The organism is Xanthomonas sp. WHRI 7945 (assembly GCF_035026585.1).
Genome location: NZ_JAYIQP010000033.1, coordinates 1 through 14,273 on the forward strand (window position 1 = coordinate 1; position 14,273 = coordinate 14,273).

At 67.7% G+C, this 14,273-nt stretch carries 15 protein-coding genes; 9 read left to right on the forward strand and 6 right to left on the reverse strand.

Annotated features, from left to right (window positions below; all coding sequences use genetic code 11):
- Positions 1-7: 7 nt before the first annotated feature.
- Both VDQ83_RS17690 and VDQ83_RS17695 read right to left on the reverse strand, forming a co-directional pair.
- Positions 8-649: a response regulator gene (locus VDQ83_RS17690; protein WP_003465620.1), complete on the reverse strand. Its 642-nt coding sequence runs from the start codon at positions 647-649 to the stop codon at positions 8-10.
- On the reverse strand, positions 649-1,839 hold the full coding sequence (locus tag VDQ83_RS17695; protein ID WP_309912478.1) for a sensor histidine kinase: 1,191 nt from the start codon (positions 1,837-1,839) through the stop codon (positions 649-651). Before VDQ83_RS17695 ends, VDQ83_RS17690 begins: the two co-directional genes overlap by 1 nt.
- Positions 1,840-1,978: 139 nt before the next feature.
- Here VDQ83_RS17695 and VDQ83_RS17700 point away from each other — a divergent pair, with 139 nt between their 5' ends.
- The 5 genes from VDQ83_RS17700 to VDQ83_RS17720 all read left to right on the forward strand — a co-directional run bounded on the left by VDQ83_RS17700 (position 1,979) and on the right by VDQ83_RS17720 (position 5,182).
- Positions 1,979-2,572 carry a GNAT family N-acetyltransferase gene (locus VDQ83_RS17700; protein ID WP_263397602.1) on the forward strand — a complete coding sequence of 198 codons (594 nt, stop codon included), beginning with the start codon at positions 1,979-1,981 and terminating at the stop codon, positions 2,570-2,572.
- Positions 2,573-2,574: 2 nt separating this feature from the next.
- On the forward strand, positions 2,575-3,327 hold the full coding sequence (gene minC / locus VDQ83_RS17705) for a septum site-determining protein MinC (protein WP_309912475.1): 753 nt from the start codon (positions 2,575-2,577) through the stop codon (positions 3,325-3,327).
- Positions 3,328-3,362: 35 nt separating this feature from the next.
- Positions 3,363-4,172: a septum site-determining protein MinD gene (gene minD / locus VDQ83_RS17710; protein ID WP_185813539.1), complete on the forward strand. Its 810-nt coding sequence runs from the start codon at positions 3,363-3,365 to the stop codon at positions 4,170-4,172.
- A 2-nt stretch (positions 4,173-4,174) separates the two neighbouring features.
- Positions 4,175-4,432 carry a cell division topological specificity factor MinE gene (minE, locus tag VDQ83_RS17715; protein WP_263110481.1) on the forward strand — a complete coding sequence of 86 codons (258 nt, stop codon included), beginning with the start codon at positions 4,175-4,177 and terminating at the stop codon, positions 4,430-4,432.
- A gap of 258 nt (positions 4,433-4,690) precedes the next feature.
- Positions 4,691-5,182 (forward strand): hypothetical protein, encoded by a 492-nt coding sequence (locus VDQ83_RS17720; RefSeq protein ID WP_455435893.1) that lies wholly within the window; start codon positions 4,691-4,693, stop codon positions 5,180-5,182.
- 163 nt (positions 5,183-5,345) lie between these two features.
- Here the strand turns inward: VDQ83_RS17720 and VDQ83_RS17725 are convergent, their stop codons facing one another.
- On the reverse strand, positions 5,346-5,861 hold the full coding sequence (locus VDQ83_RS17725; protein WP_455435894.1) for a hypothetical protein: 516 nt from the start codon (positions 5,859-5,861) through the stop codon (positions 5,346-5,348).
- 62 nt (positions 5,862-5,923) lie between these two features.
- On the opposite strand from VDQ83_RS17725, the gene VDQ83_RS17730 reads away from it, so the two are divergent.
- Positions 5,924-6,385, forward strand: a complete 462-nt coding sequence (locus tag VDQ83_RS17730) for a hypothetical protein (RefSeq protein ID WP_455435895.1) — start codon at positions 5,924-5,926, stop codon at positions 6,383-6,385.
- 475 nt (positions 6,386-6,860) lie between these two features.
- Here VDQ83_RS17730 and VDQ83_RS17735 read toward each other — a convergent pair whose 3' ends face one another.
- Positions 6,861-8,156: a sensor histidine kinase gene (locus VDQ83_RS17735; protein WP_309912468.1), complete on the reverse strand. Its 1,296-nt coding sequence runs from the start codon at positions 8,154-8,156 to the stop codon at positions 6,861-6,863.
- Entirely contained in the window at positions 8,146-8,847 is a 702-nt protein-coding gene (locus VDQ83_RS17740) for a response regulator transcription factor (RefSeq protein ID WP_455435896.1), read from the reverse strand. Before VDQ83_RS17740 ends, VDQ83_RS17735 begins: the two co-directional genes overlap by 11 nt.
- Positions 8,848-9,083: 236 nt before the next feature.
- Here VDQ83_RS17740 and VDQ83_RS17745 point away from each other — a divergent pair, with 236 nt between their 5' ends.
- The 3 genes from VDQ83_RS17745 to VDQ83_RS17755 all read left to right on the forward strand — a co-directional run bounded on the left by VDQ83_RS17745 (position 9,084) and on the right by VDQ83_RS17755 (position 13,625).
- Positions 9,084-9,860: a phosphatase PAP2 family protein gene (locus tag VDQ83_RS17745; RefSeq protein WP_455435897.1), complete on the forward strand. Its 777-nt coding sequence runs from the start codon at positions 9,084-9,086 to the stop codon at positions 9,858-9,860.
- Positions 9,857-11,545 (forward strand): phosphoethanolamine transferase, encoded by a 1,689-nt coding sequence (locus tag VDQ83_RS17750; RefSeq protein WP_455435898.1) that lies wholly within the window; start codon positions 9,857-9,859, stop codon positions 11,543-11,545. The genes VDQ83_RS17745 and VDQ83_RS17750 overlap by 4 nt, the downstream gene beginning before the upstream one ends.
- A 106-nt stretch (positions 11,546-11,651) precedes the next feature.
- A complete protein-coding gene (locus tag VDQ83_RS17755) occupies positions 11,652-13,625 on the forward strand; it encodes a M2 family metallopeptidase (protein ID WP_455435899.1) in 1,974 nt (657 codons plus the stop codon).
- Between the two features lie 59 nt (positions 13,626-13,684).
- On the opposite strand, the gene VDQ83_RS17760 is transcribed toward VDQ83_RS17755, so the two are convergent.
- Complete coding sequence (locus VDQ83_RS17760) at positions 13,685-14,206, reverse strand: tetratricopeptide repeat protein (protein ID WP_455435900.1); 522 nt, start codon at positions 14,204-14,206, stop codon at positions 13,685-13,687.
- Between the last annotated feature and the right edge of the window lie 67 nt (positions 14,207-14,273).

The window sequence follows — 14,273 nt, forward strand, 5'->3', positions numbered from 1 at the left end:
TGTCCCGTCAGACCAACTGCAGCTCGAACGCCTTCAGTACCGCCCGGGTGCGGTCGCGCACGCCCAACTTCGACAGGATGTTGGACACGTGGTTCTTGATCGTGCCCTCGGCCACGCCCAGCGAATTGGCGATCTCCTTGTTGGAGAAGCCGCTGGCCATCAAGCGCAGGATCTCGGTCTCGCGGTCGGTCAACGGGTCCGGCCGGTCCAGGCTGACGAAGTCGTTGCGCATGTGCTCCAGGCCCGACAGCAGGCGCTGGGTCACTGCCGGCTGCACCAGCGAGCCGCCGGCGGCCACCGCGCGGATCGCGCCGACCAGCTGTTCCAGCGACACGTCCTTGAGCAGGTAGCCCTTGGCCCCGGCCTTGAGCCCGGCCAGCACCAGTTGGTCGTCGTCGAAGGTGGTCAGGATGATGGTCGGCGGCAGCGTGCCGTTGCGCGACAGCATCTGCAGCGCCTCCAGCCCGGACATCGCCGGCATGCGCATGTCCATCAGCACCACGTCCGGCTTCACCTGCGGGATCAGCTCCACCGCCTGGCGGCCGTCATTGGCTTCGGCGATCACCTCGATCCCGCCGTCCAGCGCCAGCAGCGAGCGGATCCCCTGCCGCACTAGGGTTTGATCGTCGACCAGGCAGACACGGATCATCACAGCACTCCTTGTGGAACGGCGGACGGCAGCAACGCGGCCGCGCTCGGAACCGCGGCACGCAGGCGAAAGCCCGCGCCCTGCGGCGCATCGATCTCCAGGCTGCCACCATACTGGCTCAGCCGCTCGCGCATGCCGCGCAGGCCGTTGCCCGGCAGCAGGGCCTCGCAGCCGCGGCCGTCGTCGTGGGCCTGGATCACCACCAGCGGGCCGTCGCGGCGCACCTGGATCCACAGGTTGTCGGCGTGGGCGTGGCGCACCGTGTTGGTGATGATTTCCTGGGTGCAGCGCAGCAAGACATGCGCGCGCTCCGGGTCCTCGACGGTCAGCGGTTCGTCCACCTGCAGGTGGATCTGCAGCGACGGCACCCGCTCGGCCAGCGGCCGCAGGGCGGCGGCGAGGTCGATCGCGCCGCTGTCGCGCAGCTGGCTGACCGCTTCGCGCACGTCGGTGAGCAGCAGCTTGGCCAGGGTATGCGCCTGGTGCACGTGCTCCTGGGCGCGACCCTCGGTGATGTGGCCGGCCACTTCCAGGTTCAGGCTCAGCGCGGTCAGGTGGTGGCCGAGCAGGTCGTGCAGCTCGCGCGAGATGCGGGTGCGCTCGTTGATGCGGGCGCTTTCGGCCAGCAGCGCGCGGGTGGCGCGCAGCTCGGCGTTGAGCTGGCGCTGCTCCTCGCGGGCCTGGACCTGCTGCCGCGCGACCAGGCTGGTGACGAAGATGAACATCGAGAAGCCGCCGTACAGCAGCGACTGCATCAGCGCCTCGAACACCGGGAAGCCCATCACCAGGTACACCGGCAGCACCGCCAGCTGGCTCAGCAGCAGCCAGGCCACGCCGGCGCGCACCGGCAGCAGCCACGGGATGACCCCGGCCGCCACCATCATCAGGATGCTGCCCAGCCCGGAACGGTGCAGATAGCCGACCGCCAGCGCGCACACGGTCAGCAGCACCAGCACCCCGCGGCCGTACCAGCGCGCGCCGGCGCCGCTGTGCAGGCGCCAGGTCAGCAGGAAGTAGCCCAGGCCGAAGCCCAGGTAGCTGGCCAGCAGCAGCCACACCTCGCCGCTGGGCATCCGGCTCGACTCCTCGACCGGCTCCCAGTACAGGTACAGCAACGGCATGCAGATGACGGCCCAGGTGAACAGGCCGGCATAGCGCAGGACGCGGGCATGGCTGAGAGACTCCAACATGCACGCATCTTAGGATGAACGGCGCGCATTGCACTCCCACGGAAGTCATGCATGCGCGGCTCGCCGCCCCGGGTCCCGCGTGCGATAATCCCGCAGGCGGTCCGCATCTGGCCGCGCGCGCATCAGCAACGGAGTCCCAATGTCGATCGTCATCCGCGACGTGCGCGAGCACGAGCTCGATTCGGTCCTGGCCCTGAACAACAACGCCGGACTGGCGATCCTGCCGCTGGATTCGGCCAAGCTGCACCGCTTCTACGAGACCGCAGAATACTTCCGCGTCGCCGAGCGCGACGGCAACCTGGCCGGCTTCCTGGTCGGTTTCGGCGGCGATGGCGATCACGACAGCAGCAATTTCGCCTGGTTCCGCGAACGCTACCCGGCGTTCTTCTACATCGACCGCATCGTGGTGGCCAGCCGCCGCCGCGGCGGCGGTGTCGGCCGGGCGTTCTATGCCGACGTGCAGAGCTACGCCGAATTGCGCTACCCGCAGCTGGCCTGCGAGGTCTTCCTGGACCATGGCGCGGATGCGGCGCTGCTGTTCCATGGCAGCTTCGGTTTCCGCGAAGTGGGCCAGAACACGATGAACGAGGTGGAGGTGCGTGCCAGCATGCTGTTGAAAGATCTGTGCAGTTACGCCTGGGTCCGCGAGACCTACGGCGAGCAGTTGCCCGACCTGCCCTGGGTCGGCCATGCCCGCCGCCTGCAACGGGCCCAGCGCCCGACCGGGACCTGAGCGTGTCGTCGGTGACGTTGGATTTCGAGCAGGCGGGCGAACTGAAGATCGGCCAGGTCGGCATCGCCAACCTGCGCATCCGCACCCTGGACGTGGCGCGCCTGACCCAGGAGATGCGCGAGCGCGTGCAGCGCGCGCCCAAGCTGTTCGGCCGCGCCGCGGTGATCATCGATTTCGGCGGCCTGGCGCAGGCGCCGGACACCGCCACCGCGCGCGCGCTGCTGGAAGGCCTGCGCGAGGCCGGCGTGCTGCCGGTGGCGCTGGCCTACGGCACCCGCGAGATCGAGCAGCTGTCCGAAGCGCTGGGCCTGCCGCTGCTGGCCAAGTTCCGCGCCCAGTACGAACGCATCGACGGCGGCGCCCCCGCCGCCGCGCCCGCCCCGGCCGCGCCGCCCCCGCCGCCGCCCGCCCCTGCGGCGCGCCCGCAGCCGGGCCGCATGCAGAAGACCGCGGTGCGCTCGGGCCAGCAGCTGTATGCGGAGAACTGCGACCTGACCGTGGTGGCCACGGTCGGCGCCGGCGCGGAGGTGATCTCCGACGGCAGCATCCACATCTACGGCAGCCTGCGCGGACGCGCGCTGGCCGGCGCCCAGGGCAACACCGAGGCGAGGATCTTCTGCCGCGATTTCCACGCCGAACTGGTCGCCATTGCCGGCCATTACAAGGTGCTGGACGATATTCCCAAGGAACTGCGCGGCAAGGCCGTGCAGGTCTGGCTGGAGCAGGACCAGATCAAGATCGCCGCGCAAGACTGACGCGGCCCTACCACTGAACATCAGGAGACATTCCTTTGGCTGAAATTATCGTAGTCACCTCCGGCAAGGGCGGCGTCGGCAAGACCACCACCAGCGCGAGCCTGGCCTGCGGGTTGGCGCGACGCGGCAAGAAGGTCGCGGTGATCGACTTCGACGTGGGCCTGCGCAACCTCGACCTGATCATGGGCTGCGAGCGCCGGGTGGTGTACGACTTCGTCAACGTGGTGCACGGCGAGGCGACGCTCAAGCAGTCGCTGATCAAGGACAAGCGCTTCGACAACCTGTACGTGCTGGCCGCCTCGCAGACCCGCGACAAGGACGCGCTGACCCAGGAAGGCGTGGAGAAGGTGCTCAAGGACCTGGTCGCCGAAGGCTTCGAATACATCGTCTGCGATTCGCCGGCCGGCATCGAGAAGGGCGCGTTCCTGGCGATGTACTTCGCCGACCGCGCGGTGGTCGTGGTCAACCCGGAAGTGTCCTCGGTACGCGACTCCGACCGCATCATCGGCCTGCTCGACTCCAAGACCCGCAAGGCCGAGGAAGGCCAGACCGTACCGGCGTTCCTGCTGCTGACCCGCTACAGCCCGGGACGGGTGGAAGGCGGCGAGATGCTCAGCATCACCGACGTGGAGGAAGTGCTGGGCCTGAAGGCGATCGGCGTGATCCCCGAGTCCGGCGACGTGCTCAACGCCTCCAACAAGGGCGAGCCGGTGATCCTCGACGGCGAGTCCCCGGCCGGCCAGGCCTACGACGACGCCGTGGCCCGGATCATGGGCGAAGAGCGCCCGATGCGCTTCATCTCCGTGGAGAAGAAGGGCTTCTTCACCAAGTTGTTCGGAGGGTGAGCATGGGACTATTCGACTTCCTCAAGGCCAAGAAGACCACTGCCGAGACCGCCAAGAACCGCCTGCAGATCATCATCGCGCAGGAACGCAACCACCGCGGCGGCCCGGATTACCTGCCGCTGCTGCAGCGCGAACTGCTGGAAGTGATCAAGAAGTACGTCAACATCGACGCCGACGCGGTCAAGGTGGACCTGGTCAAGGACGGCGAACACGACGTGCTCGACATCTCGGTGGCGCTGCCGGAAGGCCCGACGCCTTGAGTAGTGCAGCGCGCGACGGTCGCTGACGGCGGCCGCGACGCGCAGGCTGCCGCATGCGCCGCATGGCGTTGTGCGGCGCAAGGTCCTGGCGAGGATGCAATGCGGCGCCTGCGATTCGTAGGGCGACGTGCACGACGCCAGCTGCGCCCATCGAACGCACGATCTTCAGCGGCGCGATGGTCGCGCCATCCGCAGCCCAACCGCTCGCCGACACGTTACCGATCGCGTCACGCACCGCTCCTCCTTCCCGACCTCCCCATGCAGACCGACGACTCCCGCTCCGCACCCGCTGCCGAGGTACTGACTGTCGGCGCCATCGGCCTGGACGCGCCGCGCGCGCTGCTGGCCCGCCATGGGCTGGCCCTGCACAGGGTCGCCGACGGCGCCAGCATTCCCGGCAGCTACTGGGGCGAGCCGGAAGCCGGGGTGATCACCAGCGACGTGTACGTGCGCGACGACACGCCGGTGCATTCGCTGCTGCACGAGGCCTGCCACCTGATCGTGCTGCCGCCGCAACGGCGCGCGCTGGTGCACACCGACGCCACCGACTCGGTCGAGGAAGAGGACGCCACCTGCTACCTGCAGATCGTGCTGGCCGACGCGCTGCCCGGGGTCGGCAGCGCCCGGCTGATGGCCGACATGGATGCATGGGGCTACACCTACCGGCTGGGCTCCACCCGCGCATGGTTCGAACAGGATGCCGAGGACGCGCGCGCCTGGTTGCTGCAGCGCGGGTTGTTGCCGCAATGACGCCGCCTCAACTACCGAAAAGCGCATGCGCCATGGACGCATCGGACGGCGCTGCGCAATAACGAGATGAGATGTCGAACGGCCGTGATGACCTCGCATCCGCGGAAATCCGCGGTCCCGCAGCACAGGCGGTCGCCGATGGGATCGGCGGCGACAAGACGGCCTAAGGGCTCAGATTGACGAAGGTCACGGGGACCCGGGGTTGATCTGGAGTCGGGCATGCGCAGGGGAGACGTTCGCGCGCCCGCCTTTGAAAGAAGCCGAAAATCCGGCCCTTTGGATATGGAGAGCCATCATGGACAACGAAGACTCCCTGCTTTTCACCTGCGGCCTGGTCGTAAAGGCGGGCACGATCGTTGCTCCTGCGCAGTACAGCTCCCTGCCGGGAGAACGCATGTCCAGGGTCGCCTTTTGCTTCGATGGACACTGGGTCTACCACGATGTGGACGACGATGTCATAGGAGCCATCTGCTTCAGGCGCAGCGACAACAGCCTGTGGATGCTCGGACGACATGGCCACCTGCGTCATGTGACGTCCGGCGCGGAGGACTTCACCCTGGCCAATATCCGCGGAAGGTTCCAGGACCACCGCATCGAAACGGACCGGCTTGGCGAGCTGCTGTGCATACGGGAAATCGGAAACGACCTGTACGTCTGCGGTCAGTCGTCCCAGGTCCATCGTCACTCCGACGGCGCCTGGAGCAACATGAGCCCGCCCGGAGCGCAACTGGGGTCCCGACCTTGGAAAGCCTGGATGGCCTGGCGCACGACGATATATATGCCGTGGGCGAAAAGGGGCTCATCCTGCACCATGACGGCTCGCGCTGGAGCACCCTGAACTCCCCGAGTGATCGGCCACTGTCCTGCGTTCTGTGCAAGAGCGAAGACGAGGTCTACGCATGCGGCAATGATGGCTTGTTGCTGGTCGGCAACCGCAATGAATGGCATGCAATCGACACCGGCAGAACCATGAATTTCTGGGACATGGCGCTGTACGACGGGCATCTGTACATTTCCCACGCGAATGGCCTCGTTCGATACGACGGGCAAGACGTCTTCGACATCGACACGGGCATCGTCCCCGCGCCTGGCGCCCATAGGCTTGATGCCCGCGATGGCCTGCTTTACTCCTTTGGCGTAGACGACATGCTTGAGTTCGATGGCAATCGGTGGGAGCGATTGATATGCCCACACAACACGTGAGCTTGCCCGCCACACAACCGCGATGAGAAGCGGTGGGCCTGGCGGCTTCGGATACCGTCGGGGCTGAAGCCCCTCCTACAGTGCACCCAGCCAGCTCGCCGAAAGCCCTGTGGGAGCGACTTCAGTCGCGACGCGAAGGCGGATGGTTTCCAGGCTTCGGATACCGTCGGGGCTGAAGCCCTTCCCACAGTGCACCCAGCGCACTCGCCGCTAGCCCCTGTAGGAGCGACTTCAGTCGCGACGAACGAAGACGGATGGTTTCCAGGCTTCGGATACCGTCGAGGGCTGATGCCCCTCCCACAATGCACCCAGCACGCTCGCCGCGAGTCTCTGTGGGAGCGACTTCAGTCGCGACGCGCGAAGACGGATGGCTTCCTGGCTTCGGACGCAGTCGCGGCTGAAGCCGCTCCTACAGTGCACAGCCAGCCCCCACGCTGCTTCTGCGCAACAGCAGCGCCTTCGCAGCAACGCGGGTTTACACCGCGCCGCCGTCCTTCAATGCCGGGCTCAGGTCCAATGTCGCGCGCGTGCCCTGGCCCGCGTCCGAATCCAGTTGCAGCGACCAGCCTAGGTGCTCGCACAGGCGTGCGATCAGATCCAGGCCGATGCCGCTGCCCTCGCGACCGCCGCCGCCGCGGGCCATGCGCATGTAGATGGCGCTGATCTCCTCCGGCGCCATGCCGTGGCCGGGGTCGTCGATGCGCACCACGCCCGGCGCCGGCATCGCGATCTGGATGACGCCCTGGTCGCTGTTCTCGATCGCGTTGCGCAGCAGGTTGCCGATCGCCGCCTGCACGATCGTCAGCGGCGCCAGCACTTCGCACGGCGGCAACGGCGCCAGCACCAGTTGCAGGCGCTTGTCGGCGCACAGGTGGCGATGGTCCTCGACGATGTCTGGCAGCAGCTGATCCAGCCGCACCAGGTCGCTGCCGCGCGCTAGCCGCGCCGGGTCCTTGGCCAGTACCAGCAGCAGCGAGATCAGCTGGCCGACGCCGCTGGCGGTGCGGCGGATGCGCAGCAACTGGTTGCGCGCGCTGGGCGGAATGTCGGGCTGCTCCAGCGCCAGTTCGGCGGCGCCGCCGATCACCGCCACCGGCGTGCGCAGCTCGTGGCTGGCGCTGTCGATGAAGGCGCGCTCGCGCTCGACGAACAGGTCGTTGCGCAGCAGGTAGTCGTTCAACGCATCGGCGATCACCACCTGCTCGGCGCTGGCGCGCGGATGCACCTCGATGCGCTGGCCCGGCCGGTCCGGACGCAGGCTGCCGATGCGCTGCGCCATGTCGGTGAGCGGCTGCACCACGCGGCCCAGGCCCCATGCCACCAGCGCGCCGAGCAGCAGCACCGCGATCACGTTGGACAGCAGCATCCACAGCGCCAGGTTCTCTTCGTGCTTCTGCAGTTCGGTGATGTCCAGCGACAGCGCCAGGCGGCGGCCGTGCACGTCCTGCACCAGCACCACCTTGTCGCGGCCTTCCAGCGGCACGTCGTCGTGCAGGCCCGGCGCCAGGGCCGCCACCGTCGGCGGCAGCGGCTCGCCGCCTTCGTCGCCGTACAGGCTCACGGTGCGGGTGTCGATCCAGCGGTAGTCCGGATCGACCGCGCTGCGCGCCAGGAAATGCTCCAGTTCCGAGCTCAGCAGCGAGCGCCAAGTCAGCTGCTCTGCCTGGTCGTTGACGATGTAGCCGTGCACGAACACCGCCAGCGACAGCAGCGCCGCATAACCGACCAGCCACAGGGTGATGCGCTGCCGTAGCCCGGTCCTACGCGGCATGCGCGTCCTCGTGCGGCCCCACCACCGCGAGCCGGTAGCCGATGCGCGGCAGGGTGTGGATCAGCTTGTCGGCGAACGGGCCGTCGACGCTGCGCCGCAGGTCGTAGATATGCGAGCGCAGCATGTCCCCGTCCGGCGGCTCGTCGCCCCACAGCGCATGTTCCAGCCGATCGCGGGTGACCGCGGCCGGGCTGGCCTGCATCAGCACTTCCAGCAGCTTGCGGCAGGCCGGGTACAGGTGCAGCGCGCGGCCGCCGCGGGTCGCCTCCAGCGTGCCCAAGTCCAGTTGCAGGTCGCCCACGCGCAGCAGCTTGCTGTGGCCGCGGCCGTTGGCGCGCAGCAGCAGCGCCTCCAGCCGCACTTCCAGTTCCGGCAGCGCGAACGGCTTGGTCAGGTAGTCGTCGGCGCCGGCGCGGAAGCCGGCGATCTTGTCCGGCAGCTCGTCGCGCGCGGTCAACATGATCACCGGCACTTCGGCGTGATGCTGCTCGCGCAGCGCGCGCAGCACTTGCGGCCCGTCCAGGCGCGGCAGCATCCAGTCCAGCACCACCGCGTCGTAGCGCTGGGTGGTGGCCAGGTGCAGACCGGTGACGCCGTCCGGCGCCGCATCCAGGGTGTGGCCGCGAACCTCGAAGTAATCGAACAGGTTCGCGACCAGGTTCTGGTTGTCTTCAATGACCAACAGCCGCATGGCGCTCGCATTCCGGGACGACGGGATGCCGCCCATGCTAGCGGATGCGCGTCGGAGCGCGGTCGGAACGCTGCGTCTTGACCGAATCTCGATGGAACCTGGACGCAATCCGAAAACGGCGCCGGCAACCTGGGCTGAAGCGCGCACACCGTCGCGGCGAAATCCGACCAGTCTCCGACACACCGCGCAACACCATGACATTCGCCACCGTCCGCACGCCCCGACCGACCGCGCCCATGCACAGCCCGTCCCTGCCCCTGCCCGCCGCCTCCGCCCTGCCCGTGCCGGCGGCCTTCTACCGTGGGCACCTGTGGCTGCCGCTGGCCGCGGCCCTGCTGGCCAGCGGCGCGCTGATGGGCCTGGGCGGGGATTTCTGGTTCGCCGACCTGCTGTACCGCTGGGAAGGCGGCCACTGGGCGCTGAAGAACGCGGCGCTGACCCGCGGCCTGATCCATCACGACGGCAAGCTGCTCAGCACCGTGGCCTGGGTGGTGACGGCCGGCCTGGCGGTCTGGGCCTGGCGCCGCGCCGATGGCCGGCGCTACCGGCTGCCGCTGCTGTACCTGGCGCTGGCGGTGGCGTTGAGCACCGGGGTGGTGTCGCTGCTGAAGTCGCTGACCCACATGGACTGCCCGTGGGACCTGAGCCGCTACGGCGGCCACCTGCCCTACATCGGCCTGTTCGAGCCGCGCCCGGCGGGGATGCCGCATGCCGCCTGCTTCCCGGCCGGGCATTCCAGCGCCGGCTACGCCTGGGTCGCGCTGTACTTCTTCGCGCTGGCGCTGAAGCCGTCCTGGCGCTGGCCGGCGCTGGCGGTCGGGCTCGGCGCCGGGCTGCTGTTCGGCCTGGGCCAGCAGCTGCGCGGCGCGCACTTCCTGTCCCACGACCTGTGGACGCTGGCGCTGAGCTGGGGCGTGGCCCTGGGCCTGTACCGCGCTTTGCTGTGGCGGCCGCAGGTTTCGGCCCGGTCCATGCATGCCCCAGTAGTTATCGTGAAGGAACGTCGCGCATGAGCGTTTCGCTGCCGCAACTCCGCACCCGCTCCAAGGCCGGCTGGTGGAGCTACCGCCCGCTGCTGAGCAACGAGACCCTCGCGCTGGCGGCCAGCGCGTTCTTCGCCCTGGTCTGCAACGGCATGTTCTGGCGCAGCGCGATGAGCGGCCACCCGGACGACCTGCGGCTGGCGTTGTCGCTGTTCCTGCTGCTGCTGTCGGTACACGGACTGCTGCTGGGCCTGCTGCTGTGGCGCGGTGTGGCCAAGCCGCTGCTGGCCGTGCTGCTGCTCACCACCGCGTTCGCCGCGCACTACATGAACAGCTACAGCGTCTACCTGGACGCGGACATGCTGCGCAACGTGCTGGCCACCGACCACAAGGAATCGCGCGAACTGATGACCCCGGCGCTGATCGCGCCGCTGCTGTTCTACGCCGCGCTGCCGATCCTGGCGCTGTGGCGGCTGCGGCTGGTCCGGCGCCCGCCGGGCCGGGCGCTGGCGATCCGCGCCGGCTTCCTGCTGGCGATGCTGGCGCTGGGCGGCGTCGGCGCGATGCTGTCGTTCCAGGACCTGTCGGCGATGATGCGCAACCACCGCGAGATCCGCTACCTGGCCACGCCGATCAACTACATCGTCGCCCTGCGGCAGACCCTCAAGTCCGACAACCCCGCGCGCAAGGCGCCGAAGCTGCCGCTGGAACACGACGCCATCGCCACGCCGCGCGCACCGGGCAGCAAGCCGCGCTTGCTGGTGGTGGTGCTGGGCGAGACCGCACGCGCGCAGAACTTCGGCCTGAACGGCTACTTCCGCCAGACCACCCCGCAGCTGGCGCAACTGGGCGTGATCAACTTCCCCGACATGCATTCGTGCGGCACCAGCACCGAGGTCTCGGTGCCGTGCATGTTCTCCCCGTTCGGCCGCCACGACTACAACGAGGACAACATCCGCAGGCACCAGTCGCTGCTGCACGTGCTCGAGCACGCCGGCATCGCCACCCTGTGGCGCGACAACCAGTCCGGCTGCAAGGGCGTGTGCGACGGCCTGCCGATCCAGCGCCTGGACGACGCCAAGGATCCGCAACTGTGCAAGGACGGGCGCTGCATGGACGAGATCCTGCTGCAGGACCTGGCCGCGCAGGTGCGCGCCAAGCCCGGCGACCGCGTGGTCGTGCTGCACCAGCTCGGCAGCCACGGCCCCAGCTATTTCGAGCGCTATCCGGCCGGCTTCCGCCGCTTCACCCCGACCTGCGACACCGCCGACCTGGGCGACTGCGACCGCGAGCGGATCGCCAACGCCTATGACAATTCGCTGCTGTACACCGACCACCTGCTGGCGCGCACCGTGTCCACGCTGGAGGCGATGCCCGACTACGACACGGCGATGATCTACCTGTCCGACCACGGCGAGTCGCTGGGCGAGAAGGGCCTGTACCTGCACGGCGTGCCGTACGCGATCGCGCCGCAGGAACAGACCCACGTGCCGATGGTGATGTGGTTCTCGCCCGGTTTCGCCAGCGACCGCGGCCTGGACCTGTCGTGCCTGCGTGCGCGTTCGCACCAGTACGCCGACCAGGACAACCTGTTCCCGTCGGTGCTGGGGCTGATGCAGGTCAAGACCGGGGTCTACGAGCGTTCGCGCGACCTGTTCGCGCAGTGCGCGCCCGCAGGCGGCGCCGCGACCGCCGCCGGCGCCGCAAACCGGTAGCCGCTCGCAGGCGCAGCCGCGCCTGCCCGATACCGCGGCGGGCGGCCCTTGCGGCGGAAGGGGCGGACCACTAGCCTTCGTCGCATTCGCCACCGAAGGATCCGCCGTGAACCACCGCCCTCTGCTGCTTGCGCTGTGCATCGGCGCGAGCGTGCTTGCGCTGTCCGCGTGCCGCAAGGAAGCCAACCCCGACAGCGCCGCCGCGCCGGCACCGGCCGCGCCCGGCGAGAGCGCCGACCAGTTCGTCGCCCGCATCAACGAGGAGTACCGCGCGCTGTTGCCGGAGCTGACCTCGGCGCAGTGGCTGTCGATCACCTACATCAACGGCGACTCCGAACGGCTGGCGTCCAAGGCCAACGAGCGCTGGCTGACCACGCTCAACGGCTGGATCGCACAGGCCAAGCGCTACGAAGGCAAGCCAATGTCCGCCGACAGCGCGCGTGCGCTGCAGCTGCTGAAGCTGATGACCGCGATGCCGGCGCCGCGCGATCCGGCCAAGCTGGCCGAACTGGCGTCGCTGGCCTCGAAGATGGAAGGCGCCTACGGCGCGGCCACCTATTGCACCGGCGAGGGCGACGCGCGCCGCTGCCGGCAGCTGGGCGAACTGGAGGACGTGCTGCGCCGCAGCCGCGACTACGACCAGCAGCTCGACGCCTGGCAGGGCTGGCACGGCACCGCGCAGCCGCTGCGCCAGGACTACCAGCGCTTCGTCGAACTGGTCAACGAAGGCGCGCGCGACATGGGCTACGCCGACACCGGCGCGATGTGGCGCAGCGGCTACGACATGCCGCCGGCGCAGATCGCCGCCGAGACCGACCGGCTGTGGACCCAGGTCAAGCCGCTGTACGAGCAACTGCACTGCTACACCCGCGGCAAGCTCGACGCCGAGTACGGCAAGGACAAGGGCGAGGTTGCCGGCGGCCTGCTGCCGGCGCACCTGCTCGGCAACATGTGGCAGCAGGACTGGAGCAACCTGTGGGACCTGCTGCAGCCCTACCCCGGCGCCGGCAGCCTGGACATCACCGACACCCTGGAAAAGCAGTACCAGAGCAACCTCGGCGCGGCGCTGGCGCGGCGCAATGGCGACACCTCGCCGGAAGCGCGGTTCATGGCCCAGCGCGAGGCGCAGCTGCAGAGCGCCAAGCAGATGACCGAGCGCGCGCAGGATTTCTACGCCTCGCTGGCGATGCCCAAGCTGCCCGACAGCTACTGGGCACGCAGCCAGTTCATCAAGCCGCTGGAGCGCAACGTCGTGTGCCACGCCAGCGCCTGGGACATGGACATGGCCGGCGACGTGCGCACCAAGATGTGCATCAAGCCCAACGAGGAAGACTTCACCACCATCTACCACGAGCTCGGCCACATCTATTACGACCTCGCCTACAACCCGTTGCCGCCACTGTTCCAGGGCGGCGCCAACGACGGCTTCCACGAGGCGATCGGCGACACCATCGTGCTGGCGATGACCCCGCAGTACCTGCATTCGATCGGCCTGGTCGAGGCGCCGCAGCTCAGCCGCGAGGCGCTGATCAACGCGCAGATGCGCATGGCGCTGGCCAAGGTGTCGTTCCTGCCGTTCGGGCTGATGATCGACCGCTGGCGCTGGGGCGTGTTCGACGGCTCGATCGCCCCGGACCACTACAACCAGGCATGGTGGGAGCTGAAGGCCAAGTACCAGGGCGTGGCCCCGCCCACCCCGCGCGGCGAGGACTTCTTCGACCCCGGCGCCAAGTACCACGTGCCCGGCAACACCCCGTACACGCGCTATTTCCTGTCGCACATCCTGCAGTTCCAGTTCTACAAGGGCCTGTGCGACGCGGCAGGCTACAAGGGCCCGCTGTACGAGTGCACCTTCTACGGCAACAAGGAGGCCGGACAGAAATTCTGGTCGATGCTGCAGCGTGGCGGCAGCCAGCCCTGGCAGCAAACGTTGAAAGAGCTGACCGGCAACGACAAGCTCGACGCCGCCCCGCTGCTGGAATACTTCGCGCCGATGCAGGAATGGCTCGCGCAGCAGAACCAGGGGCAGATGTGCGGGTGGGAGGCGCCGAAGGCGGTGCAGGCATCAGATCAAAAGTAAATATTGCTCGAAATATCCTGACATTAAACGACAAGGCCCGCTGATGCGGGCCTTGTGCGTCATGGGTGAAGGTAATTTCCGTCCCCGTTAGCCTGAAAGTTCAGAAGTTCCTTAGCGATGCCTCGACTTTCTGGAACGCCAATCCCCCAATAAAACAGTCGCCCAACTTCGGCGATCGATTGCTTCTCTCCCAACATCATGGCCCTGAAGTAGTAAACGCCGGCCTTCTTTAAGCTCTTCCTGACGCCGTTTCCCGTTTCATAGCTAACAGCCACATCGAAACAAGCATCTGGAACAAAACTTTCAGCAGCTTCCAACATCAAGGAAAAGCCTCTCTTTTCATCCTTCTTGAAGAACTGGCCATGAAAGTACCAAGTACCAAGCGCATAGGTAGCGCGCTTGTCGCCATGTCCATGCGCCTCCTCAAGCAACTTGGCGATTGGAGCAAGGTCTCCTCGGTCGCTGTCAGACCTCACCGATCTAGCCGCACGCAAAGCAGCGTTGTATTTCTTATTATTTTCTTGTCGGCCAAGGACCTTTGTGGCCTGGCGGCCTCTTACCGTACGGGTCTCTATTGTCATCACCCTTCTCTCCGCCAGATTTGTCTGGTTTTACTCTTGCCCTTCCCTTCTCACGCTTTTCCTCTGT

What these genes read in the sequence shown, in the direction of transcription:
- VDQ83_RS17690 (WP_003465620.1), bottom strand. Translation starts at nt 649, where the DNA reads ATGATCCGTGTCTGCCTGGTCGACGATCAAACCCTAGTGCGGCAGGGG.
- VDQ83_RS17695 (WP_309912478.1), bottom strand. Translation starts at nt 1,839, where the DNA reads ATGTTGGAGTCTCTCAGCCATGCCCGCGTCCTGCGCTATGCCGGCCTG.
- VDQ83_RS17700 (WP_263397602.1), top strand. Translation starts at nt 1,979, where the DNA reads ATGTCGATCGTCATCCGCGACGTGCGCGAGCACGAGCTCGATTCGGTC.
- minE (WP_263110481.1), top strand. Translation starts at nt 4,175, where the DNA reads ATGGGACTATTCGACTTCCTCAAGGCCAAGAAGACCACTGCCGAGACC.
- VDQ83_RS17720 (WP_455435893.1), top strand. Translation starts at nt 4,691, where the DNA reads ATGCAGACCGACGACTCCCGCTCCGCACCCGCTGCCGAGGTACTGACT.
- VDQ83_RS17725 (WP_455435894.1), bottom strand. Translation starts at nt 5,861, where the DNA reads ATGGACCTGGGACGACTGACCGCAGACGTACAGGTCGTTTCCGATTTC.
- VDQ83_RS17735 (WP_309912468.1), bottom strand. Translation starts at nt 8,156, where the DNA reads ATGCCGCGTAGGACCGGGCTACGGCAGCGCATCACCCTGTGGCTGGTC.
- VDQ83_RS17740 (WP_455435896.1), bottom strand. Translation starts at nt 8,847, where the DNA reads ATGCGGCTGTTGGTCATTGAAGACAACCAGAACCTGGTCGCGAACCTG.
- VDQ83_RS17745 (WP_455435897.1), top strand. Translation starts at nt 9,084, where the DNA reads ATGCACAGCCCGTCCCTGCCCCTGCCCGCCGCCTCCGCCCTGCCCGTG.
- VDQ83_RS17750 (WP_455435898.1), top strand. Translation starts at nt 9,857, where the DNA reads ATGAGCGTTTCGCTGCCGCAACTCCGCACCCGCTCCAAGGCCGGCTGG.
- VDQ83_RS17760 (WP_455435900.1), bottom strand. Translation starts at nt 14,206, where the DNA reads ATGACAATAGAGACCCGTACGGTAAGAGGCCGCCAGGCCACAAAGGTC.